Origin of the sequence: Thermoclostridium stercorarium subsp. stercorarium DSM 8532 (genome assembly GCF_000331995.1) — a bacterium.
Classification (GTDB): domain Bacteria; phylum Bacillota; class Clostridia; order DSM-8532; family DSM-8532; genus Thermoclostridium; species Thermoclostridium stercorarium.
In genome coordinates, this window is record NC_020134.1 from 2,471,955 (window position 1) to 2,494,157 (window position 22,203).

Below are 22,203 nucleotides of genomic sequence, written 5' to 3' on the forward strand. Positions count from 1 at the left end.
GCCTGCTCAGCCAAATATCATTTCATGTTATTTTTACAGCATCTGCATGGCTTCAATTGCTTTTGCCGCTATGTTTTCAGCGGTAAGTCCGTACATTTTAAGTAATTCATACGGGTTCCCCGATTTACCGAACTGGTCCTGAATTCCGACCATTTTTACCGGTACAGGATATTCGCTGCATACAACCTCGGCAACGGCACTTCCAAGCCCGCCTACAACCGAGTGTTCTTCGGCAGTGACAATGCATCCTGTCTCTTTTGCGGCTTTTAATATGATATCCCTGTCTATCGGTTTTATTGTATGAATATCAATGACTCTTGCGCTGATATCCTGTTCTTCGAGAATTTTGGCTGCTTCCAGGGCGTATTGAACCATTAAGCCGTTTGCTATAATGGTCACATCGGTGCCGTCCCTGAGAAGGACTCCCTTCCCGAATTCGAAAGTGGCGTTTTCATCGTAAATCTGAGGAACTGCAAGCCTTCCGAACCTCAAATACACAGGACCTTCCTTCTCTATTGCTGCCTTTACCGCAAAACGTGTGCTCACAGCATCACACGGGCTTATAATCGACATGTTCGGCAGGGATCTCATCAGCGCAATATCCTCAATCGCCTGGTGAGAGGCTCCGTCTTCACCCACAGATATTCCTGCGTGGGTTGCACCTATTTTTACATTAAAATTCGGGTAACAGATTGAATTTCTTATCATTTCGAAAGCCCTTCCGGCGGCAAAAACCGCAAATGAGCTTGCGAAAACAATCTTTCCGCAGCTTGCAAGGCCCGCCGCGGTACACATCATACCGGCTTCGGCTATACCCATGTTGAAATGCCTTTCAGGGTATTTTTTCTTAAACAGATCGGTTTTCGTGGATTTCGATAAGTCCGCATCAAGCACGACAATTCTCTCATCTGCTCCAAATTCGGCCAAAGCTTCTCCATATGCCTGACGAGTTGCTATATTTGCCATAAATCGTTCAACCTCCGTTTTCTGTAAACTTAATTAACTCAAAGTTACAGAGCCTGCTCCTCCGCATCCAGCGATGCCAGGTACGCATCCAGTTCCGCCAGACCTCTCTCACATTCTTCAGGTTTCGGAGCCACTCCATGCCAGCCCGGCTGATTCTCCATGAAAGATACGCCTTTTCCTTTTATGGAGTGGGCAACAATCATATTGGGTCTGCCTTTCTGCTTCTTTGCGTTTTCCACTGCCTGCTCAATCTGATTGAAATCATGGGCATCTATTGACTGAACATACCAGCCAAAGGCCGTAAATTTATCAGCTATTGGTTCAGGATTCATAACCTCGGTGATTTTTCCGTCTATCTGAAGCCCGTTGTAATCAACGAAACAGATGAGATTATCCAGCTTATAGTGGGCAGCAGCCATTGCCGCCTCCCAGACAAGCCCTTCTTCAAGCTCGCCATCGCCCATTCCTACAAATACACGGTAATTTTTCCCGTCCAGTTTTCCGGCCAGTGCCATTCCAACAGCCGTAGACAACCCCTGCGCCAGAGAACCGGTAGACATGTCAACACCCGGCGTGCTCTTCATGTTCGGATGACCTTCAAGGTAGCTTGTGGTTTTTCTAAGCGTAATCAAATCCTCTTTCGGGAAAAAACCCCTTTCAGCAAGGGTTGCGTAAAGCACGGGCGCACAATGCCCCTTTGACATTACAAACCTGTCCCTGTCCGGGTTGCGCGGATCTTTAGGGTCTATATTCATCTCCTTAAAATATAAATAAGTCATAATATCAGCTATCGATAAGGAACCTCCGGGATGACCGCTGCCGGCCGCACAGGTTGCTCTTAAAATATTCTTTCGTATATTTGTGGCTATTCTTTTCAGACGGAGAATTTCCTTCTTGTCCATACGCACAATCCTTTCTATTATGAATTATAGTATATAAATTCCCAATTACTTACTTGTTAAATCAAGCAAAGCGCCGATATAGTATGTATTTTGGTATTCATAAATCAATAAAAAGTATAACCTAAAAATAAAAGTACGTCCACTTTTTAATATATTTAATATAAAAATTAAAACAGATCAAATATCCGAAATACATAGCCATATTTTCCTAACTTACATGATGCGAAGTAAATCCCTCGCCTAAAACCTCCCTGACATCGGTAAGCAATACAAAAGCGTTGGGATCTATTTTCTTTACTTCGTTTTTAACCCTGTGAATTTCTTCCTTCTTAACCACACATAACAATATCATATACGGATTGTCGGTATACATGCCTTTTCCGTATATACCCGTAACCCCTCTGTCAATATTCTCCATAAGGGCCCTGGCAATTTTCTCCGATTCCCGCGAAATAATCATCAACGACTTGGCATAATTAAGTCCTTCGAGGAACCTGTCCAATGTCCGTGCGGAAACGTACAGGGCAACTACAGAATACAAGCCAAGCCTGAAGCTTTTGAACACCACCGTTGCAATCAGAATAACCAACCCGTCCAGGATCATGAGCAAAGTTCCGACAGGAATCCATGGAAAGGCCTTGTTCAGAAGCGAAGCGGCCATGTCAGTACCGCCTGTAGTGGCATCCTCCTTAAAAACAAAGCCAAGCCCGATTCCCGACGCAAAACCGCCTGCCAGCGCAAAAAGCAATATGTCGGCGGAGCTGTAATCCGCCGAAGCGAGAACAAGCTCACGCAACCTGGATATTCCCTGCTCGGTAATGTCAATTATTACCGACAGGAATACTGCGCCAAGGGTCGATTTTATAATGAAATTTCTGCCTTTGATTTTCATGGCCGCGAGAAATAACGGGATATTTATTGCAAGCATCGTAAAACCGACGGGTATTCTTTCTCCGGAAACGTGGTAAATGACGGTGGCAATGCCTGAAACACCGCCGGGCGCGATTTTATACGGTATAAGAAAAATGTTCATCGCAAGAGCAAGAATTATTGAACCAAAAAAAATCTGTAACAATGAAGTGATTTTATAATGTGAAAACTTCACGCACAACACCCTTTGCACAACTGTTATAGATAGTTTCCTTCAAAACTTCGGCAATCATTCGGCTAATACTCAGAAATACAGGATAATTATAACACATCGTATCAAATGAACAAAAGAAAAACCGGGCTTTACCCGGTTTATTGCGCTTAGCAGCGTTTTTGAACACACCAGTCCGCAACGGCATAATTTATTTGAGACCGTACTTTTTCTTAAATCTGTCTACACGTCCGCCTGAATCAACAAATTTCTGTTTCCCTGTAAAGAACGGATGGCATTGTGAGCAGATTTCCACACGAAGTTCGGGTTTTGTTGAGCCTGTTTCAAATGTATTGCCGCAGGCACACCTGACAATTGCCTTTCCGTAATTTGGATGGATTCCTTCCTTCATGCTTATCACCTCTCTTAGTAGCTAATTATCTATTCACATATGCTTACATGCCCTTCCGAAAAAGCGCTGAGTGTAATTATAGCATAACGTCTCGGCCATATCAAGGGAAAAACTATTTTTTATACCCGTTAGGATGCGATGAATGCCATTTCCACGCCGATTCAATTATTGATTCAAGGGTGGTGTATTTTGGTGACCAGCCAAGCTCCTTCTTTATTTTTTCTGATGAGGCCACCAGGATCGCAGGGTCTCCCGGTCGTCTGCCCGTTACTTCCTCACGTATTGGTTTCCCTGTTACCTTTCTTGCCGTTTCAATCACTTCCTTAACAGAAAAGCCCATTCCGTTTCCAAGATTATAAACCGTACTTTCCCCTCCGTTTCTGAGCCGGTTCAGGGCAAGAATATGGGCGTCAGCCAAATCGGTAACATGGATATAATCCCTTATGCACGTACCGTCGGGTGTGTCATAGTCATTACCGAAAACATAAACGGCTTCCCGCTGCCCCAGCGCCGTCTGGAGAACTATCGGGATAAGATGTGTTTCGGGTGTGTGATCTTCACCAATTTTGCCGCTTTCATGCGCTCCTGCGGCGTTAAAGTATCTGAGGCATGTGTATTTAATTCCATAGGCTTTGTCGCACCACTTGAGCATTTTTTCAACGGCAAGTTTAGTCTCTCCGTACGGATTTGTAGGTTCGGTTTTATCGGTTTCCATAATCGGAATATTCTCAGGCTCTCCGTATGTAGCCGCCGTGGATGAAAAAACAATATAACGAACACCGTAGTCTCTCATTTTTTCAAGGAGTACCATTGTTGCCATCACATTGTTGTTATAATAAGCCAGCGGCTCGCTTACGCTTTCGCCCACGAGTGAAAAGGCGGCAAAATCAATAACGGCTTCAATTTCATTTTCCGAAAAAACCCTGTCCAGAAACTCGCCGTCCCTTAAATCGCCCTGATAAAACTTGCCGCCCAGTACGGCTTCCCTGTGTCCTTTGAAAAGATTATCAATAACCACAACCTCTTCGCCTGCTTCAAGAAGCTCAAGAACGGTGTGGCTTCCTATGTATCCTGCCCCTCCGGGAACCAGTATAGCCATCTTATATTACCTCCTCACGTCCTCCGTCACCGATTTCCGAAATATAAAAGCTTGCAGCGTATCCTATTTTCTTTTCGTATGCCTCTCCGACCTTATCGATAAATTCAGTAATACTGTCTTTATGAACCAGACTTACGGTACATCCGCCAAAACCGGCTCCTGTCATTCTCGAACCCAAAACCCCGTTTATCTTTCTTGCCTCGTTAACCAGCGTATCAAGCTCATTGCCTGTTACTTCATACAAATCCCTCAGTGAATCATGGGACTCATTCATAAGCTTTCCGAATGCAGTCAAGTCATTATTCTTGAGTGCCTTCACCGATTCCAGCACCCTCTGGTTTTCATATACCACATGTTTTACGCGTTTTTTGATTGTCTCGTCGGTAATAAGATTTTCATACTTTACAAAGTCCTCAACCGATACCTCTCTGAGACAGGTAATGCCGGGTAAGGCCTTCTGAAGCATCAAAAGACCTTCTTCGCATTCCCGTCTTCTTTCATTGTATTTGCCCTCGCCAAGGCTTCTTTTCTTGTTTGTATTGGAAATAACCAGCTTATAATCATTCATTTTCAGCGGAACCAGTTCATATTTCAAATCCCTGCAGTCCAGGAAAATGGCCATGTCCTTTTTGCCCATTGCCGATGCAAACTGATCCATAATTCCGCATTTTACGCCGACATAGTTATGCTCGGCCCGCTGCGATATCAATGCCAGTTCCACCATGTCAATTTCCCGGTTTATGCCGTTTGCCGCAAAACCCAGGCTTACCAGCGCCAGCGCGGTGGCTATTTCTATTGCCGCAGAAGACGACAACCCGCTGCCCAGGGGTACTTTGTCATAATACATCAAATCACAGCCGCACAGGGGATAACCGGCTTTCTGAAGCTCGTCCGCAACACCAAGCTGGTAATTTCCCCATTTCAAATCCCTGTATTGATCCAGGTTATCCAAATCGGCATTTACCATTTGTTTCAGATCTGTTGCAATCAAGTTGATTTTTCTGTCACTTCTCGGTCTTGCCAGTACGGTCGTGCACATTGTCAGCGCCGCAGGAAAAACAAAGCCGCCGTTATAATCGGTGTGTTCGCCTATGAGGTTCACCCTGCCCGGAGCTTTGAATACCCTGATCCCTTCACTTGTGCCGCCAAAATATTTAATAAAGGTTTCAACAAGCACATTAATCATAAACTGTACCCCCTGTTTTTATCCCGGTATACCGGTCTTAATTTTCATGACATACAAAAGCATACCTTAAAATTTTTCTGAGCTCATAAACAAGTCATTTCGTTGATACAAACTTCCGGTATGCGACTTTCAGTTCCTCCGCCTTTTCTTCGGGCGCCGTGGGATTACAGTGAGCCCACACACCGGTTTCACTGGACGCGTTAAATTTCTGTTTGTCCTTTGAACGCATCGGCGGGAAAAACTCGATATGGAAATGATAATAATCTTCTGTGTTTTCACTGTTTACGGGATTCTGGTGCATGCACATCATATACGGGAAAGGCATGTCAAATAACGCATCCAGCATTCCTGCGGTTTCCCTGACAGCCTTCGCCAGGTTCCGTTTTTCCCTTTCAGTCATCTGAGCAAGATTCTGAAAATGGCGTTTTGAAACAATATACACTCCGTACGGGTACTCAACAAAGAACGGAAGCACAACCGAAAAGTCCTCGTTTTCAAAAATAACCCTTTTGCCAAATTTCTGTTCTTCCTTCAAAAACCTGCACATCAGGCATTCGTGATGTTCCTCAAAATGCTCCTTCGACGCCTCCAGTTCCAGCTGTATCTTCTTCGGTATGAAGGAATAACCGTATATCTGGCCATGGGGATGGGGCATTGTTACGCCAACCACTTCTCCCCTGTTTTCAAAAATAAAAACGTATTTTATTTTTTCGTCCTTTGAAAGTTCGATAAATCGCTGTGTCCAGAGCTCCACCAGCTTTTCCACGTGTTCTTCAGGAAGCTCGGGCAATGTGACGGTATGTTCAGGGGAATACAAAATAACCTCGCATTTCCCATATGCTTCTTTCACTTTAAAGAAATCATTGCCCACCGGATCGGGTTCGGGCGGGTTTTGCATCAAAGCCGGAAAGTCATTGTCATATTTCAGCACCTCATAATTATCGGGCACCTTGCCTGAACCGGGACAGAACGGACACCAGTCCTTAGGCATCTGAGGCCTGTTCTGCCTGTGGGATGCAATCATTACCCAGTCCTTAATAAACGGATGCCAGCGTAATTCAGCCATAACAATTCTCCCTTCGGTAATCTTTTTAACCCATAAGGCCGAAAAAGCCGATTGTTCCAAAACCAGTAAACCAGTACTTATGTTATTATTTCATTTTTATTGTATTATTGCCGCGGGACAATGTAAATGGTACAATGTTTTTGGGATATGTGTTTTTGTTGTATGGGCAATTATGATTGAGAAATATTATTTTCACCAGTCCGACCAGACCGATTTGAATATATATCGATGCGGCATACAGGAATGCAAACCGGGATATACGTGGGGACCGGGTATTCGCGACCATTTCATTGTCCATTACATACTGGACGGCACGGGTATGTTTTCAAACGGAAAAATTCAGAAAAAGCTGTTCCCCGGTGATGGTTTTGTCGTTTTTCCCGACTGCCTGGTCACATATTCGGCGGACCCGGAAAATCCGTGGACGTATTCGTGGGTGGGCTTTCACGGGCTCAAGGCAGAGACATTTCTTAACAAGGCGGGCATTTACCGTGAATCCCCGTTTTTCACCTATAACGCCGACAACAGGCTTAGAGACTGCCTAAGCGATATGATATCCGAAGCGCGGCGGAATACCGTGTCTGAACTTATGCTTCTCGGGCATTTGTACATTTTCCTTTCAATTCTTATACAAAACAATCACAAAACCCTGCAAAATACCTCCCGGTACATGAATCAGGAGAAATACGTTAAGAAAGTTATCGAATTTATATCAAAAAATTATTCCGAAAAAATATCCATATCCGAGATTGCCCGAAGTATAGGCCTTGACAGAAGCTATTTATATATAATTTTTAAGAAAACAATGAAAATGTCGCCCCAGGAATATCTGATAAATTACAGAATTGAACGGGCGGTAAGCCTATTGAGAAATCCGGATCTTACAATAGGCGACGTCGCCCGTTCGGTAGGATATGAAGACAGACTTCAGTTTTCTAAAATTTTTAAGAAAGTTAAAGGCATATCTCCAAATCAGTTCAGAAAGATGCAGAATTCCGAACCGCAAAAAAACTGAGCGGCGTTATTCCATGCCAAAAAACATCTCGCCGTAAGTAGGTATAGGCCAGTATTTTGAATCCACCATGGTCTCAAGGGTGTCTATATCCTCGCGGAGACTCTGCATAACGGGAATAACCTTATCCCTGTACGCAATTCCCTGAGCAGTAACGTCTCCAATTGAAGAAGCCTCATTTACCGCTTCTTTTAATTTTGCCACCTTTTCTTCCGCCGACACCGCCAGCGTGGACAGATCTTTCAAAAGTTTTTCCCGTTTTTCCAGGATGATGTGTATTCCGGTCGCCCTCACCTGATTTATGCATTCGGCTATTTCTTTTATATACCGGTAAACCGCCGGGAGAATATCCCTCTCAACCATGTCTATCGCCGTAAGGGCTTCAATTTTTATGGTCTTGTTGTAGTTTTCCATCAAAATTTCATAACGGGACAGACATTCTTTTTCCGAAAGAACGCCCATTCTAGCAAACATCCTGATATTTTTTTCAGCAATGAGCGTTCTTTTTGCGTCAACAAAATTCGTAATGTTGGGCAATCCTCTTCTTTCGGCTTCCTTAACCCATTCTTCCGAATAATTATCGCCGTTGAAAATAACGCGTTTATGCTCATGAAAATATTCCCGTATAATTTTCTTTGCCTCTTCTTCGGGATTGCCTGACGCCTCAAGCCTGTCCGCCACGTCGTGAAGAATATCCGCAACGGCGGTGTTTATGATAAAATTCGGACCGGCTATGGACGCCGACGAGCCAACCATTCTGAATTCAAACTTGTTACCGGTAAATGCAATCGGGGAAGTCCTGTTCCTATCGGTTATATCCCGTGCAAAAACCGGGAGCGCTGACGCGCCCATTTCCAGTTTGGTGGAGCAGATGGATTTCTTAGCCTCGCCTTCCTTTTCAATCTGATCAATAATGTCGGTCAGCTGATCCCCCAGAAAAACCGAAACAATAGCCGGCGGAGCCTCATGGGCGCCAAGACGGTAGTCATTGCCTGCATTTGCGGCCGAACTTCTTATAACGTCGCCATATACGTCAATGGCTTTTATTATTGCAGCAAGGAAAAGCAGAAATATTGTATTCTTATGGGGCTCAGGGCCCGGATCAAGCAGATTGACCCCGTCATCGGTACCTATTGACCAGTTGTTGTGCTTACCCGAGCCGTTTACGCCGGCAAACGGTTTTTCGTGCAGCAGGCAGGCCAGGCCATGCCGCGCGGCAACCTTTTTCATTACTTCCATCATCAGCTGGTTTTGGTCTGCTGCGACATTGACAACATTATATATGGGCGCAATCTCATGCTGGGCGGGTGCTGCTTCATTATGCCTCGTTTTCCCGGGGATGCCCAGTTTCCACAGCTCTACGTCCAAATCCTGCATAAAATTCAGAACCCTTGTCTTTATGGACGCGTAGTACTGGTCACCCATTTCCTGCCCCTTCGGAGGCCTTGCACCGAAAAGGGTGCGCCCTGTAAATATAAGATCCTTTCTTTTCATGAAAAGCTCTCTGTCTATAAGAAAATATTCCTGTTCGGCGCCTACATAGGCTATGACCTTTCTGGCGGTTTTATTGCCGAGAGCACGCAGGACCCTCAGTCCTTCTCTGTTCAGCGCATCCATCGATCTCAGCAGGGGCGTTTTCTTATCCAGTGCCTCACCGCTGTATGAACAAAAGGCGGTAGGTATGTAAAGGGTTTTATCTTTCACAAAAGCCGGGGAAGTAAAATCCCACGCAGTATAACCGCGGGCTTCAAAAGTGGCGCGAATACCTCCGTTCGGAAAGGACGACGCATCTGATTCACCCTTTATCAGATCCTTCCCCGAGAATTCGGTAATAATTTTCCCTTCTTTTGATGTTGAAATAAAGGAATTATGTTTCTCCGCAGTCAGTCCGGTCATGGGCTGAAACCAGTGGCAGTAATGAGTGGCTCCCCGCTCCATTGCCCATTCTTTCATGGCGCCTGCCACAATTTCAGCCAGATTGGGATCCAACGTCAGATTATTGTCAATTATATTCCTGAATGCGTCATATACAGCAGTAGGAAGTTTTTCCCGCATTACCGCGTCGGTAAAAACATTTGACCCGGATATTTTTGAAAGTTCAGACATTTTAACAGCTCCTCTTTGTACGGAAAACTTATAAAGAAAATATCCGCTAAATATATATTGCAGTGCAAATTTATATTTTACAGAATGTTACTGCACTTTTCAACTTATTATATCTATTTTTCCAAATACTTCCTTATTGTCTTTAATTATATTTCTTCTGCAAGATTTCAATCGGCTTTTTTGAACTCTATCGTCCAGTGCCTGCCCGTGCCAATGCTGTATGCCTTGGCGAAATTCCCCTGATTAATTGCCACGGCCATTCTGTCAAGCGAATTAACATAAATAACCGGCTCACTAACATATACATCGCCGAAAGATTTTCCGTACGTTACCCTGTTATTGTAAACAAGAGTTGGGCCGTTTTTGATTACCACCTCAATTCTGTCCCCGTATTTAAACCCCATTTTTACAAAGTCTTCGCGCCTGATATTTGTCCAGAGGCTGCCGAATCTTACATCCAGAATATCAATGCATCCCTTTATGCCGTTTTCGGTATATGTAACCTCACTCAGTTCCAGCCCAATGATATTGTCCACGCCGGTTTTTTCACCGATGTCGTCAAAGCCAATCTTTCCCGACGCCAGTTTTGCACCGACGACGGCAAAAACATCCCTGCCGTGAAATGTATTGGAATACAGCGAGCCCGAACGTCTGTGCTTGGATTCATCTATTACACGGACTTCGGTTATTCCGACGTAATTTTTTATATGCGTCAAGGTACCGTTGTCCGGGGTTACAATATAGTGTCCCTTTTTTGTCAAAGCAACCACACTCTTTCTGTCGGTTCCGACACCGGGGTCCACCACCGATACGAAAACCGTTCCGCCGGGCCAGAAAGTGGCTGCCTGAAAAAGCCTGTATGACGCCTCCCAGGTATTATACGGCGTTATATCATGGGTAAGGTCGAAAATCTTAAGCTCGGGATCCACGTCAAGAGCCACTCCGTACATTGCCGCAACGGCACCGTCGGACAAACCGAAATCACTCTGAAAAACCAGTATTTTCCGCATAATATCACTTCTCCGATCTATCCTAAGAAAGTTCACTTCTCAAACTCAACTTCCCATGCGGGACCATAGGACAAGCCGTATATTTCGCAGAAACTTCCCTGGTTTACCGCCATTGCAATATTCATAAGCTCATTGTTGTAAATAATCACATCTCCCTTTTTGGCGAAACCGAAGGATTTCTCGAAAAGAACCTTCCCGGAAAATTTTACTTCGCCGTCATGTCTGACGGTTACATAAACATAATCACCGTAGTTGAACCCGGCTTTAACAAATTCGGCGGTAGGTATGTTCGTCCAAAGGTTCCCGAAATTGGGATCGTTAATTTCAAATATGCCTTTTACATGATTAGGCTTGATATCCGGATCCAAAATCGGATGTTCGACAATCTCGTCCACGCTGTATGCCGGCCCTACCTCCTCAAAGGTTATAATACCGCTGGCAAGCCTTGCGGCACAGTATGCAAACAGATCCCGTCCGTGAAAAACACTGACGTTCTCGGTTCCTTTTCCTTTTAGCCTGTTCACCGTTTCATCAATCTGTCTTATCTCTGCAATACCGATTTTCCTTTTAACATGGGTTAAGGAACCGTTATCGGGTGACACCACATAGTATCCGTCGCACGTTTTCGCGACCGCCGCTTTTCTGCCTGTTCCTACCCCGGGGTCCACCACCGATACGAAAACCGTCCCTTTGGGCCAGAATCTCATGTACTGGTAAAGCCTGTATGAGGCGCTCCACGTGTCATATTTCGGTATTTCATGGGTGGCGTCCATTATTTCCAGCTCACGGTCAACGCTTTTAACAACGCCGTACATCGCGGAAACAGCGCCTTCTTTATATGTGAAATCGGTCTGAAACACAAGAATTGGTTTCATAAAACCAAGCTTCCTTTCGCAAAACATTTTTGAATTTTAAAATAACGAACGGTCAGATAAACGGATTGTAGAACCTGCTTCCGTTTATAAACACCGAAATCAGTATGGATGCGGTGAATATAACCACCGCCAGCAAAATGGCGATATAGTCATGCACCGTCAGTTTCTTTTTACTGTACCACGATCTTTTCTTCAGCTTTCCAAAGCCTCTCAAATCCATGGCATTACTGATATATTCAATTCGCTCAAGGGTTGAAAAAATCAGCGGTATGATAATCATCAGTGAGTTTTTAAACCTGGTCATGAATTTGGCTTTTTTGGACATTTCCAGGCCCCGCGCCTGCTGGGCCTGGCTTATATTCTGGTAATCCCTCTGAATTTCGGGAAAATAACGCAGCGTCAGCGATACCGCATATGCCACTTTATACGGAACACCCACACCGTTTAAAGACGCAGCGAACTCGCTCGGGTTGGTTGTTAACAAAAATATGATTCCCAGCGGGATGACCGAACCGTATTTAAATACTTTCGTAATCTGATAAAACAATTGTTCAATGGTGACATTATAACGGCCGGAAATTCTGAGCAGTTCATGCCGTGTGCCGTAGATTTCCACCCCGTATTCCGGGGCAAACAGAAAAGTCAGAACAAAGTTAACGGCAATAAAAATCACCACATAAATGATCATAAGCCTTATCTGCGAGAATTTTATTTTCGAAATCTTTAAAATTACAATTGAAAACACCGTCACAAAAAGTATAAACCTGATATCATATGAATACATTACCGCAAAGGTCAGAAGAAGAAAGCAAATAAGCTTTGTAAGGCCCGACAGTCTGTGTATCGGCGTGTCTAAAACATTATATGAGAAAAGCTTAAGTTTCATTGTTTTTCCTTAGCTCCCTTTCGTAATCAATAAAACTTTGGACAAATGCGGTTTTATCCTCAATATCCGCCCTTTCGGCAAGAAAATAAAGAGATGTTTCTTTAAGATTGGCCTCCCTAATTAATTCCGGATCGGTCAATACAACAGAAGCCTTGGCATCGGCAAGGATTTTCCCGTCGGACATTACAATTGCCCTTGGCGTATATTCCAGCATCAGGTGCATGTCATGGGTAATCATGATTATCGTAACACCCATTTTATTGAGTTTTTCAAGAAAATTCATAATCTCGGTATAGTGATAATAGTCCTGACCCGCAGTGGGTTCATCCAAAATAATTATTTTGGGTTCCAGCACCAGTATTGACGCTATTGTAACCCGTTTTTTCTGGCCATAGCTCAAAGCCGAGACAGGCCAGTCTATAAAAGGCGCAAGCCCGCATACTTCCAGCACCTTCTCCACACGTTGCTTTATCTCCTCCTCGGGAACGTTGCGCAGCCTTAACCCCAGGGCGACTTCGTCATATATCATCGCCTTTGATATCATCTGATTGGGGTTCTGCATTACAAGCCCGATGATTTCTGCCCTTTCCTTTATGCTTTTATCCCTGATGTTCTCCGCATAATAATATATGTTTCCGGAATCCTGCCGTTCAAACCCGCACAATACCTTTGAAAGCGTGGATTTGCCCGCGCCGTTTCTCCCCACAATCGAAACCATTTCACCTTCCCTGATAGTAAAACTGACGTTGTCAAGCGCTTTTCGCCTGCCGTCATATGAATAGGTCAGATTCTCAACGGTAAGGATTGCAGGTCTTTCCTCCTCTTTCACCGGTTTTTCAATGGATTTGTGCCATGACTTTAAACGTCCGGCAACGGTATCCATTTTAAGCCTGTCCAGATTACTGGGGTTCATGTCGCTGCGGACGGTTATGCCGGCATATTTTAACGCGGTAATATATAAAGGCTCCCGAATACCGATCTCGGATAATATTGACGACGATACCAGGTCGTCGGGAGACATATCGGCTATAATCCGCCCTTCGTTTATTACAATGATCCTGTCCACATCGCGGTGCAGGACGTCTTCAAGCCGGTGCTCAATAATTATGATTGTTTTCTTTGTTTTTTTATGAATATCATCAATTATTTCTATTGCCGTTTTCCCGGTGGCAGGATCGAGATTGGCCAGAGGCTCGTCAAACAGCAGCACATCCACATCGTCCACCATAACCCCGGCCAGCGACGTTCTCTGCTTTTGCCCGCCTGAAAGTTCATAGGGCGAAGAGTCAAGGAATTTTTCCATTCCCACCATTGTCGCCACTCTGCGGACAATTTCATGCATTTCCTCGGTGGGGACATTGTCGTTTTCCAGCGCGAAGGCTATGTCTTCGCCCACGGTAAGCCCTACAAACTGTCCGTCGGAATCCTGAAGAACCGTTCCGACAATTTTTGAAAGCTTAAATATATTCTGTTCGGCGGCAACCAACCCTTTTATTTTCAGCGTACCTTTTATTTCGCCCTTGTAGGCAAACGGAATAAGCCCATTAATGCAGTGGCCTAGTGTACTTTTACCACTTCCACTAGGCCCGACGATTAATATTTTTTCACCAGGATAAATTTTCAGATTGATGTCATATAACGTTGGTTCTGCCTGAGTGAAATACTGAAAAGTAAAATTCGTGAATTCGATTATCGGATTTTCCTTCATGTCCAAACTCCGGTTTCTCAAGATGTATTAGACCTTTTTCGTAAGACTTCCTTTCTTTGTCCGCGTTGCGGCATATGCAATCAGCAGCAGCGTACCTATGATACCCGTGCTGATGGAATTCATCACGACTGCAGCAACCCCCTGCGCAAACACCTTGTTTGCAGGCTCGGCATATATAACGATATCAAGTACGGGAGCCACAACAATCCATGCAATAATATTACCGATTATCTGAATAATATTAAATTTCAGAATATCCTTGCCTTTAAATTCGCCCTCTTCAACCTTCGTGCTTTTGTATGCAAAGCCAAACACAAAACCTGAAATTCCACTCGCTATAACCCAGCTCCACCACGGTGAGCCGTACTGGACAGCATCACTTATGGCATGTCCAATAAACGCAATCAATCCACCGGCTACAGGACCGAACAGCGTTGCAAAAAACGCACTTACTCCATAGGCTGTCTGGAAACTCGTCTCAGGGATGGGAGAAGGTATTTTTACGTACATGAACAACAGTGTAAAAATGGCCGCACCAAGCCCTGTGGCAACAATGGTTTTTGTGCTCACCTCAAATTTTTCCGCAATTGCATGTTTTTTCATATTTTTTACTCTCCTTCTATGTATTGGAATTTATTATCAGGGCAGAACTGCCCATAATAACTGAGTTTCCACGCCTTATGACTCTGCCGATATCAAAATTCCCCCAAGCAATATCGACACCAATATTATAACATATCCCAAAAGCCTGTCAATTGCTGAAACAGCGGCCTTTCATGTTAATTTAACATTTTGGGTCAGTATCCTAACTTACAAATTCCCCGTCCCTTAAACTGATATATACAAGCCAGTAACCGGTCATGTCACCAAATTCAGAATTTTCAACCGAAACCCATCTGCATACGTTTTCAAAGGGTTTCCCGTCGGTTTCATCCTTTGCAGGCACTCCCAGGACAAAATAGGTCAGATTATTTATGTCCGAACGGTAAAAGCCCGCGAGCAAATGCCTGTATTTGAACAGACCGACCAGGATTTTCGGATTTGCAAACAGCGGTATTGTCAAGTTACATGTATACAGTATATTGCTCAGCTTTGCTATGTCATTTACTTTATACCATGAATAGTCATGCCGGGGATTGGAAAACGGATCCATGGCCTCAAAAGTATCTTTTAGCATCTTCTCAAGTTTAACGTCGTCCACTTTATTGTTTGAACTTTTTGTACCATTATTATCCCTGTGATTTGCCGTTTCGGCTTCAGCCTGCCTATTTTCCCTGTTTTCCTTATTTTCTTTGCTTTCCTTATTTTCTTTGTGTTCTCCTTTTTTGTCTTTTTCTTTCCTATCTTCCCTGTCTTCAGCCGTTTTCTCCCTGTGCAGAAGCCGGTCGCGAAGAGATTCATCCCATTGTTCAGCCTTTTTGCAACAGGCAATCAGCGGTATGTAAATTTTATCTTTCTGCTCCGACGCAATCAGGATATATTTGATTTTCTCCGGTTTGAGCTCAAGCGATTTAAGGGTGGGATTATCCAGGAATTTGCGGAAGCTTCCGACCATTGAAACAACCTGAAGCGTTCCCACTCTGAAAACTCCAAGCCCGCTGTCCTTGTCGTATATCAGAATAACCGTGTAAGGCAGACCGTCGTCTTTCAAAAATCTTATCTGAAGTGCCAGGGCAACCCCGTCCCTGTATCCTTCAAGGCGGGCGAAACCGTCAGGTGATCTGTGTGCGCCAAAACCCGGATCCAGCTGTTCAAAAATAACATATTTCCTGAAATAACCTGGCCGTTCCATGAACATACCCCCTGCATATTTCTTCATAAATATATATGCAGAGGAATTTAAAATAAAAACGAAAAAAATGGAACCCGTTAACAGTTAAATACCACCGCACCGAATCTTTTCTGCGACCATATTTGAAAGTAAAATGAACTGTTCCACCGAGAGCTCCTCTCCCCTTACCTGTTCCTTCAGGTTAAGGGCAGATAGCATGTCCTTTACCATTTCCTTATCAATTTTAAAAAACGGAGAATTCCCGAGGGAATTCACCAGTGTCTTTCTACGCTGAGAAAATGCGGCTTTCACACATTCATGAAATATTTTACGGTCCGATATTCTCTTTCTGTATTCGTCGGTAATAATAACCCTTACAACCGCCGAATCAACTTCCGGCTTCGGGATAAAACAATTCCTTGAAACACTGAAAAGTATCTTTGGTATCCCTGCAGCCTGTATTCCCACCGACAGTGCCCCGTAATCCTTTGTCCCGGGTTTGGCCGTCATTCTCTGTGCCACTTCTTTCTGAACCATCAAAACCATTCTTTCAATGGGATAATTTCCTTCCAGAAACATCATAATTATCGGAGTGGTTACATAATAAGGCAAATTCGAAATGACCTTTACATTTCCGTGCCAGCCGTCAATAAGCCCATATATGTCAACCTTTAAAACATCGGCGTTTACAAGCGTTACATTGTCAAACCCACCCGTGGTTTCTTCCAGGGCAGGAATAAGTTTTTTGTCTATTTCTACGGCAATCACCCTGCCCGCCTTTTGGGCAAGATTAACCGTCAACGCTCCTATTCCGGGCCCTACTTCAACAACAAGATCTTTCTCGGATAATTCACCTGCATCGGTAATTTTTCGTATTATGTTTGCATCGGTAAGAAAATTCTGCCCCAGGGTCTTTGTTAAACGGATATTGTATTTGTTTAAAATTTCATTTGTATTTATCAAAAAGCCACTCCCCCTTAAAATAAAAGCAAAATATGCCCCCTGTGTAAAAATTATACCGGAACAGTTCATGTTCCGGTATACAGATGACCTCATTTTACATTTTAACCCCGCTTATTTGGTATAGTCGGTTTTTTTCCACCTGTCGTCATCCTGCTCGTTGAGGATATAAACCCTTACTTTTTTTACGCCCCATTTCCTTACGGCCTCTCTTGTGTCCAGGTATACGTCAATCGTATTACCCTTTACCGCGCTTCCTATATCCCCGGCTATGGCAAAACCATAATCGGGTTCGTTTCCAATCACTTCAACATAAACTTTAGTATAAAGCGGGATTACATTCGGATCAACCGCTATAATCCCTTCCCTTGCTTTCAAGCCGGTATAGCATATTCCGAAATCAGGATCGCCGGGATTTTTCCCGGTATCCTCATAAGATGAAGTATAAGCTGTTGCACGCATCTCAATCACTTTTTTATATCTAACAAGTTCACCACGGGAGGTTACAAAGTTCGGAACTGTGCCGTATTCAACTATTTCGGTTACAGGTTCTTCTATTACCTTTTCGCTCAGGAATTCACGTGATACTATTCTGCCGTCTTCATAAGTTAATTTATAATATTTTTCCATCGTTCCTTCAACGCCGGCCTGAATGACGCGTTTTTCTCCTTTGTTCATTTTCTCATTGGGTATTTCCTCTATTGCATATGGAATTTTTTCTGTTTCTGTTAAAACTTCTTCGCGGACCCGGACAATTTTTATATTCATACCCATTTGTATCGGATCGTCCAAATCAAGTCCCTCTATCCTGTCCAGCGGTCCTAAAACTATTCCGTTATTTTTTATCGTTTCGCCCACCGTATCATAATAAGTCATCACCTCGGTTGTTTTTCCGTCAATTGTAATCGTTACCGGTACCGCCCGTTTTATAAATACCTCCTGAATAACATCATTCGTAAGCTTTGTAGAAAGGGGCGCACTGACGTAATCATACGATTCAACCAAAACCCCCAACTGGTTTAAAGCCGTTTCTATATCGTCACCCATTGTGCTGACAATTACCTCGCTGTCTCCGTCCACAATTTTCAGTTCTTTTTTCAGCCTGTCATATATTCCGTAACCAACCAGGACCGATACACCCATGATAACGAGCAGTATAAAAACACTTACATGGCTTTTTACAAATCTTACAATACTTATCGTAAGAGTTCCTTGCCGGGGCAGGCGTTGTTTCGCGTTTGGATTTCCCATTATCGACTTCCTTTCGTTTTCCCTGTAAGACATTACCCCATTCTGTCTCACAGCCGGTTCCTCCTTTTTGTCCAGAATTACGGTTTTCTTTCTGATTTTTCCGTTTCCGTACCTGACGAAGAACCTCTAACTCAGTCAGCAAGGGCATTCTACGGGATTATTCTTGCCTCACATTACCTCCCCTGGTAAACTTAAGCCATATAATCATAAACCATTACCCATGAATTGTCAAATTTTATAACATTATATACCATTTACGGAAAATTATTTTATGTCCCTGTTGAAGAATTACCATCTCCTTTTTCAGCTGATTCGGAATTTTCAGCAGACTCGGAAGTCACAGACGTAATAATCCATTGTTCAAGCCTGTCGTTATATGTAAAATCTAATTCAATAATATTTAATCCGTCTTTCAGATATTCGGTAATACCCTTTTCATTCAAATCAACTTCAACTTTAATAACGGCCTTTACGTTAAAATCGGGTGTCTGATATGGAATTATTTCAATCAATGGTTTACTGGTATCCGTGTCCAATACGGGCCGTATATAATTTACATTATGCACAATATAATTCGCAAACATACGCGGTGACCAGTTATTTCCCCAAAAAGTACACAGAGCTGAAAATTTAGGAAGTGCCTTGTCAAAATTTTTTTCAGATAATGAATTTATCCATTCATAAGCTTCTGATATAATTGGTTCGGGATTTATATGAGACTTAAGATTAACAATGAACTGATTCATTTCATTGATAACATTTTGCTGTTCGGAATTGGCGTTTTCAAGTTCAGTTATTTTTTCATTAAGTTCCTCTATTTGCGCCCGCATTTCTTCTATCTGCCGGGTTAGTTTGCTATTCTCTTCGCTCAAATTCATATTTATGCGGCTCAACGCATCAATACTGGCCTGATTGGATTCTTTCAGGTTTACAAGGCTTTCCCGGTCCCACAAAAGATAATTGAGGGCAATAAAAACAAAAATAATAAACAAAGAAGTAACTATCGCAACAAAGCGTTTCATATCCCATCCTCCTGCTAAAAAAAACAATGCCACCACATCAACAGGGACGTTTTTTGCTATAAACCAAGTCCGAACAAAATATTTGCATTTTTGGCCGTTGTTTCGGCGATAACATTGAAATCTTCGTTCCGAATCTCTGAGATTTTTCTGATTATTTCATGCAGATATCCGGAATTATTACGCTTGCCCCTGTAGGGTACCGGTGCCATATAAGGACTGTCGGTTTCCACAAGAAGCCTGTCGAGGGGCACGTACCCTGCAACCTCAACAGGTTTTTTGGCGTTTTTGAAAGTAACAGCACCGCCCAGTGCTATATAAAAGCCCAAATCAAGCACTTCCTTCGCCATTTCAACGCTTCCCGAAAAGCAATGAAAAACTCCGCCCGCCATATACCCTCTTTCAGCCCTGATAATATCGAGGGTATCCCTGTGTGCCTCCCTGTCATGAATAATTACAGGCAGCTTCAGTTCCAAAGCCAGTTGAATATGCGCGGCAAAACATTCTTTCTGCAGTTCCGGCGGCGAAAAGTTATAGTGATAATCCAGACCGATCTCGCCTATGGCGACCACTTTTTTGAAAGAAGCCAGTTTGCGGACGCTTTCCAGAGCATTTTTTGAAAATTCATTGGCGTCGTGGGGATGAATCCCCACGGCGCAGTATAAAATATCATATTTTTCGGAAAGTTCTATACATTTGCGGGCAGATTCCAGATTGCTTGACGGATTCACAACCCGTACCACGCCCTGTTGCCGTATGCTGTTTAATACCTCGTCCCTGTCGGTATCAAACTGTTCATCGTCATAATGAGCATGGGAATCAACTATCATAATTACCCTCTTCTGCCTTATATCTTAAAATTTTATCCGGTTTACTGAATAAGTTCAGCTTATCTTACTGCCGGCGGGAATATCACCGTCAACAGTAACCAAAACAAGTTTATCCTCATTGCTGGCGGCCAGTATCATTCCCTGCGACTCAATTCCCATTAATTTTGCCGGTTTGAGGTTTGCTATCATAACAACCTTTTTGCCTATAAGATCTTCAGGCTTATAATACTTGGCTATGCCCGAAACAACCTGGCGGGTTTCAATGCCAATATCCAGCTCAAGTTTAAGAAGTTTTTCGGATTTCTTGACCTTTTCACAGGAAATTACCTTTGCAACCCGCAAATCCAGCTTTGCAAAATCATCAATGAGGACCTGCGGAAGTATCCCCGGAATGTCCTTTAAATTTTCTGCGCTCTTGGCTGTATTATTGTTCATTCTTTCCAGTTCAGCCATTTCCTTTTCCAGGTCTATTCTCGGGAACAAAGGTTCCCCTTCTTCCACAGCTCCTGCGGATTTATACAAACCCCATGTTTTGGCACTCTCCCAAGTCCTTATTTCTTCGGTAATTCCGAACTGTTCCCAAATCTTTTGCGGGGTATCGGGCATAAACGGCTGTATCAGTATCGAAACTATTCTTATGCTTTCAGCAAGGTTAAACAAAACCTGGGCCAGACGCGGCCTGTTCTTTTCATCCCTTGCAAGTATCCACGGCGTAGTTTCGTCAATATATTTGTTCGTTCTGGAAACTGCTTTCCATATTTCCTGCAGTGCGGTGCTGAACTGTAACTGATCCAGCAGCTTTTCAACGGCTGCAGGGGTATTTATGACAGTTTGTATCAAATCGTTGTCAATATCGTCTGACTGCCTTTCTTCAGGGATAATTCCGTCAAAATACTTCTTAATCATTGCAGCCGTTCTGCTTACGAGGTTGCCCAAATCGTTTGCAAGATCCGAATTGATCCTGTTTATTAAAGCCTCGTTTGAGAACACGCCGTCAGAACCGAACGGTACTTCCCTCAGCAGGAAATACCTGATGGCGTCAAGACCGTACTTCTCAACCAGAACGGCGGGATCAACCACATTACCTTTGGATTTGGACATTTTTCCGCCTTCAAGGATAAGCCAGCCATGTCCAAAAACCTGTTTCGGCAACGGCAAGCCCAGGGCCATAAGCATACACGGCCATATAATGGTATGGAAACGGACAATTTCCTTACCTACAAGATGTACATCGGCAGGCCAGTAACGCCGGAAATCCTCGTCATTGTCCGACAAGTATCCAAGCGCGGTGATGTAGTTTGACAGGGCGTCAATCCAGACATAAATGACATGCTTTTCATCAAATGTCACCGGAATACCCCATTTGAAGGAGGTCCTTGATACACAGAGATCTTCAAGCCCGGGTTTGATAAAATTGTTGATCATTTCGTTTCTTCTGGATGCAGGCTGAATGAAATCCGGGTTTTCCTCATAGTATTTAAGCAGCCGATCCTGGTACTTTGAAAGCCTGAAAAAGTAAGCTTCTTCCCTCGTTAATTCCACATCGCGGCCGCAATCAGGGCATTTGCCGTCTTTAAGCTGAGTTTCGGTCCAGAACGATTCACACGGGGTACAGTACCAGCCTTCATATTCGCCTTTATAAATATCGCCCTGATCATACAGCTTTTTGAAAATCTTCTGTACAGCTTTGACATGGTAATCGTCGGTTGTACGGATAAATTTATCATTGGTAATCTTCATCAGTTTCCACAGCTTCTTTATTCCGTCCACAATTCCGTCAACGTATTCTTTCGGGGATACGCCCTTTTCTTTTGCAATCCTTTCTATTTTCTGGCCATGCTCGTCAGTGCCGGTAAGAAACATTACGTCGTATCCCTGAAGCCTCTTATACCTGGCCATTACGTCTGCAGCAACGGTCGTATATGAATGGCCTATATGGAGCTTTCCGCTTGGGTAGTAAATCGGTGTCGTGATATAATAAGTCTTTCGATTTAAATTTTTCCCTTCCACGTTAAATCCTCCATTTTCACTCTATACTGAAATTCCACCGCCGGTCACAAAAA

The 22,203-nt window shown here is 43.6% G+C and carries 20 protein-coding genes; 1 reads left to right on the plus strand and 19 read right to left on the minus strand.

Annotated elements, in window-relative coordinates; translation table 11 throughout:
* Positions 1-33 precede the first annotated feature (33 nt).
* The 7 genes from CST_RS10680 to galT all read right to left on the minus strand — a co-directional run bounded on the left by CST_RS10680 (position 34) and on the right by galT (position 6,712).
* Positions 34-966: a transketolase family protein gene (locus CST_RS10680; protein WP_015359919.1), complete on the minus strand. Its 933-nt coding sequence runs from the start codon at positions 964-966 to the stop codon at positions 34-36.
* 44 nt (positions 967-1,010) lie between these two features.
* A complete protein-coding gene (locus CST_RS10685) occupies positions 1,011-1,868 on the minus strand; it encodes a transketolase (RefSeq protein ID WP_015359920.1) in 858 nt (285 codons plus the stop codon).
* 208 nt (positions 1,869-2,076) lie between these two features.
* Positions 2,077-2,991 (minus strand): YitT family protein, encoded by a 915-nt coding sequence (locus tag CST_RS10690; RefSeq protein ID WP_242823552.1) that lies wholly within the window; start codon positions 2,989-2,991, stop codon positions 2,077-2,079.
* Positions 2,992-3,160: 169 nt separating this feature from the next.
* A complete protein-coding gene (gene rpmE, locus CST_RS10695; RefSeq protein WP_015359923.1) occupies positions 3,161-3,361 on the minus strand; it encodes a 50S ribosomal protein L31 in 201 nt (66 codons plus the stop codon).
* 112 nt (positions 3,362-3,473) lie between these two features.
* A complete protein-coding gene (galE, locus tag CST_RS10700) occupies positions 3,474-4,460 on the minus strand; it encodes a UDP-glucose 4-epimerase GalE (protein ID WP_015359924.1) in 987 nt (328 codons plus the stop codon).
* A gap of 1 nt (position 4,461) precedes the next feature.
* Positions 4,462-5,646, minus strand: coding sequence for a galactokinase (locus CST_RS10705; protein WP_015359925.1), 1,185 nt, complete (start codon positions 5,644-5,646; stop codon positions 4,462-4,464).
* A gap of 94 nt (positions 5,647-5,740) precedes the next feature.
* Positions 5,741-6,712 carry a galactose-1-phosphate uridylyltransferase gene (gene galT / locus CST_RS10710; RefSeq protein ID WP_015359926.1) on the minus strand — a complete coding sequence of 324 codons (972 nt, stop codon included), beginning with the start codon at positions 6,710-6,712 and terminating at the stop codon, positions 5,741-5,743.
* 172 nt (positions 6,713-6,884) lie between these two features.
* On the opposite strand from galT, the gene CST_RS10715 reads away from it, so the two are divergent.
* Positions 6,885-7,727, plus strand: coding sequence for an AraC family transcriptional regulator (locus tag CST_RS10715; protein ID WP_015485122.1), 843 nt, complete (start codon positions 6,885-6,887; stop codon positions 7,725-7,727).
* Between the two features lie 6 nt (positions 7,728-7,733).
* On the opposite strand, the gene CST_RS10720 is transcribed toward CST_RS10715, so the two are convergent.
* The 12 genes from CST_RS10720 to metG form a co-directional block, all read right to left on the minus strand.
* Positions 7,734-9,830, minus strand: a complete 2,097-nt coding sequence (locus tag CST_RS10720) for a glutamine synthetase III family protein (protein WP_015359928.1) — start codon at positions 9,828-9,830, stop codon at positions 7,734-7,736.
* Between the two features lie 167 nt (positions 9,831-9,997).
* A complete protein-coding gene (locus CST_RS10725) occupies positions 9,998-10,840 on the minus strand; it encodes an SAM hydrolase/SAM-dependent halogenase family protein (RefSeq protein ID WP_015359929.1) in 843 nt (280 codons plus the stop codon).
* 32 nt (positions 10,841-10,872) lie between these two features.
* Positions 10,873-11,715 carry an SAM hydrolase/SAM-dependent halogenase family protein gene (locus CST_RS10730; RefSeq protein ID WP_015359930.1) on the minus strand — a complete coding sequence of 281 codons (843 nt, stop codon included), beginning with the start codon at positions 11,713-11,715 and terminating at the stop codon, positions 10,873-10,875.
* 52 nt (positions 11,716-11,767) lie between these two features.
* Positions 11,768-12,601 (minus strand): energy-coupling factor transporter transmembrane component T family protein, encoded by an 834-nt coding sequence (locus tag CST_RS10735; RefSeq protein WP_015359931.1) that lies wholly within the window; start codon positions 12,599-12,601, stop codon positions 11,768-11,770.
* Positions 12,591-14,309, minus strand: a complete 1,719-nt coding sequence (locus CST_RS10740) for an ABC transporter ATP-binding protein (RefSeq protein ID WP_015359932.1) — start codon at positions 14,307-14,309, stop codon at positions 12,591-12,593. Before CST_RS10740 ends, CST_RS10735 begins: the two co-directional genes overlap by 11 nt.
* 27 nt (positions 14,310-14,336) lie before the next feature.
* Complete coding sequence (locus CST_RS10745) at positions 14,337-14,912, minus strand: ECF-type riboflavin transporter substrate-binding protein (protein WP_015359933.1); 576 nt, start codon at positions 14,910-14,912, stop codon at positions 14,337-14,339.
* A gap of 202 nt (positions 14,913-15,114) precedes the next feature.
* A complete protein-coding gene (locus CST_RS10750) occupies positions 15,115-16,101 on the minus strand; it encodes a hypothetical protein (protein WP_015359934.1) in 987 nt (328 codons plus the stop codon).
* Between the two features lie 84 nt (positions 16,102-16,185).
* Positions 16,186-17,043, minus strand: coding sequence for a 16S rRNA (adenine(1518)-N(6)/adenine(1519)-N(6))-dimethyltransferase RsmA (gene rsmA / locus CST_RS10755; RefSeq protein WP_015485123.1), 858 nt, complete (start codon positions 17,041-17,043; stop codon positions 16,186-16,188).
* A gap of 111 nt (positions 17,044-17,154) precedes the next feature.
* Entirely contained in the window at positions 17,155-18,342 is a 1,188-nt protein-coding gene (locus tag CST_RS10760; RefSeq protein WP_015485124.1) for a 3D domain-containing protein, read from the minus strand.
* 218 nt (positions 18,343-18,560) lie between these two features.
* On the minus strand, positions 18,561-19,313 hold the full coding sequence (locus CST_RS10765) for a hypothetical protein (protein WP_015359937.1): 753 nt from the start codon (positions 19,311-19,313) through the stop codon (positions 18,561-18,563).
* Positions 19,314-19,369: 56 nt separating this feature from the next.
* On the minus strand, positions 19,370-20,140 hold the full coding sequence (locus CST_RS10770; RefSeq protein ID WP_015359938.1) for a TatD family hydrolase: 771 nt from the start codon (positions 20,138-20,140) through the stop codon (positions 19,370-19,372).
* A gap of 54 nt (positions 20,141-20,194) precedes the next feature.
* Complete coding sequence (metG, locus tag CST_RS10775) at positions 20,195-22,150, minus strand: methionine--tRNA ligase (RefSeq protein WP_015359939.1); 1,956 nt, start codon at positions 22,148-22,150, stop codon at positions 20,195-20,197.
* Between the last annotated feature and the right edge of the window lie 53 nt (positions 22,151-22,203).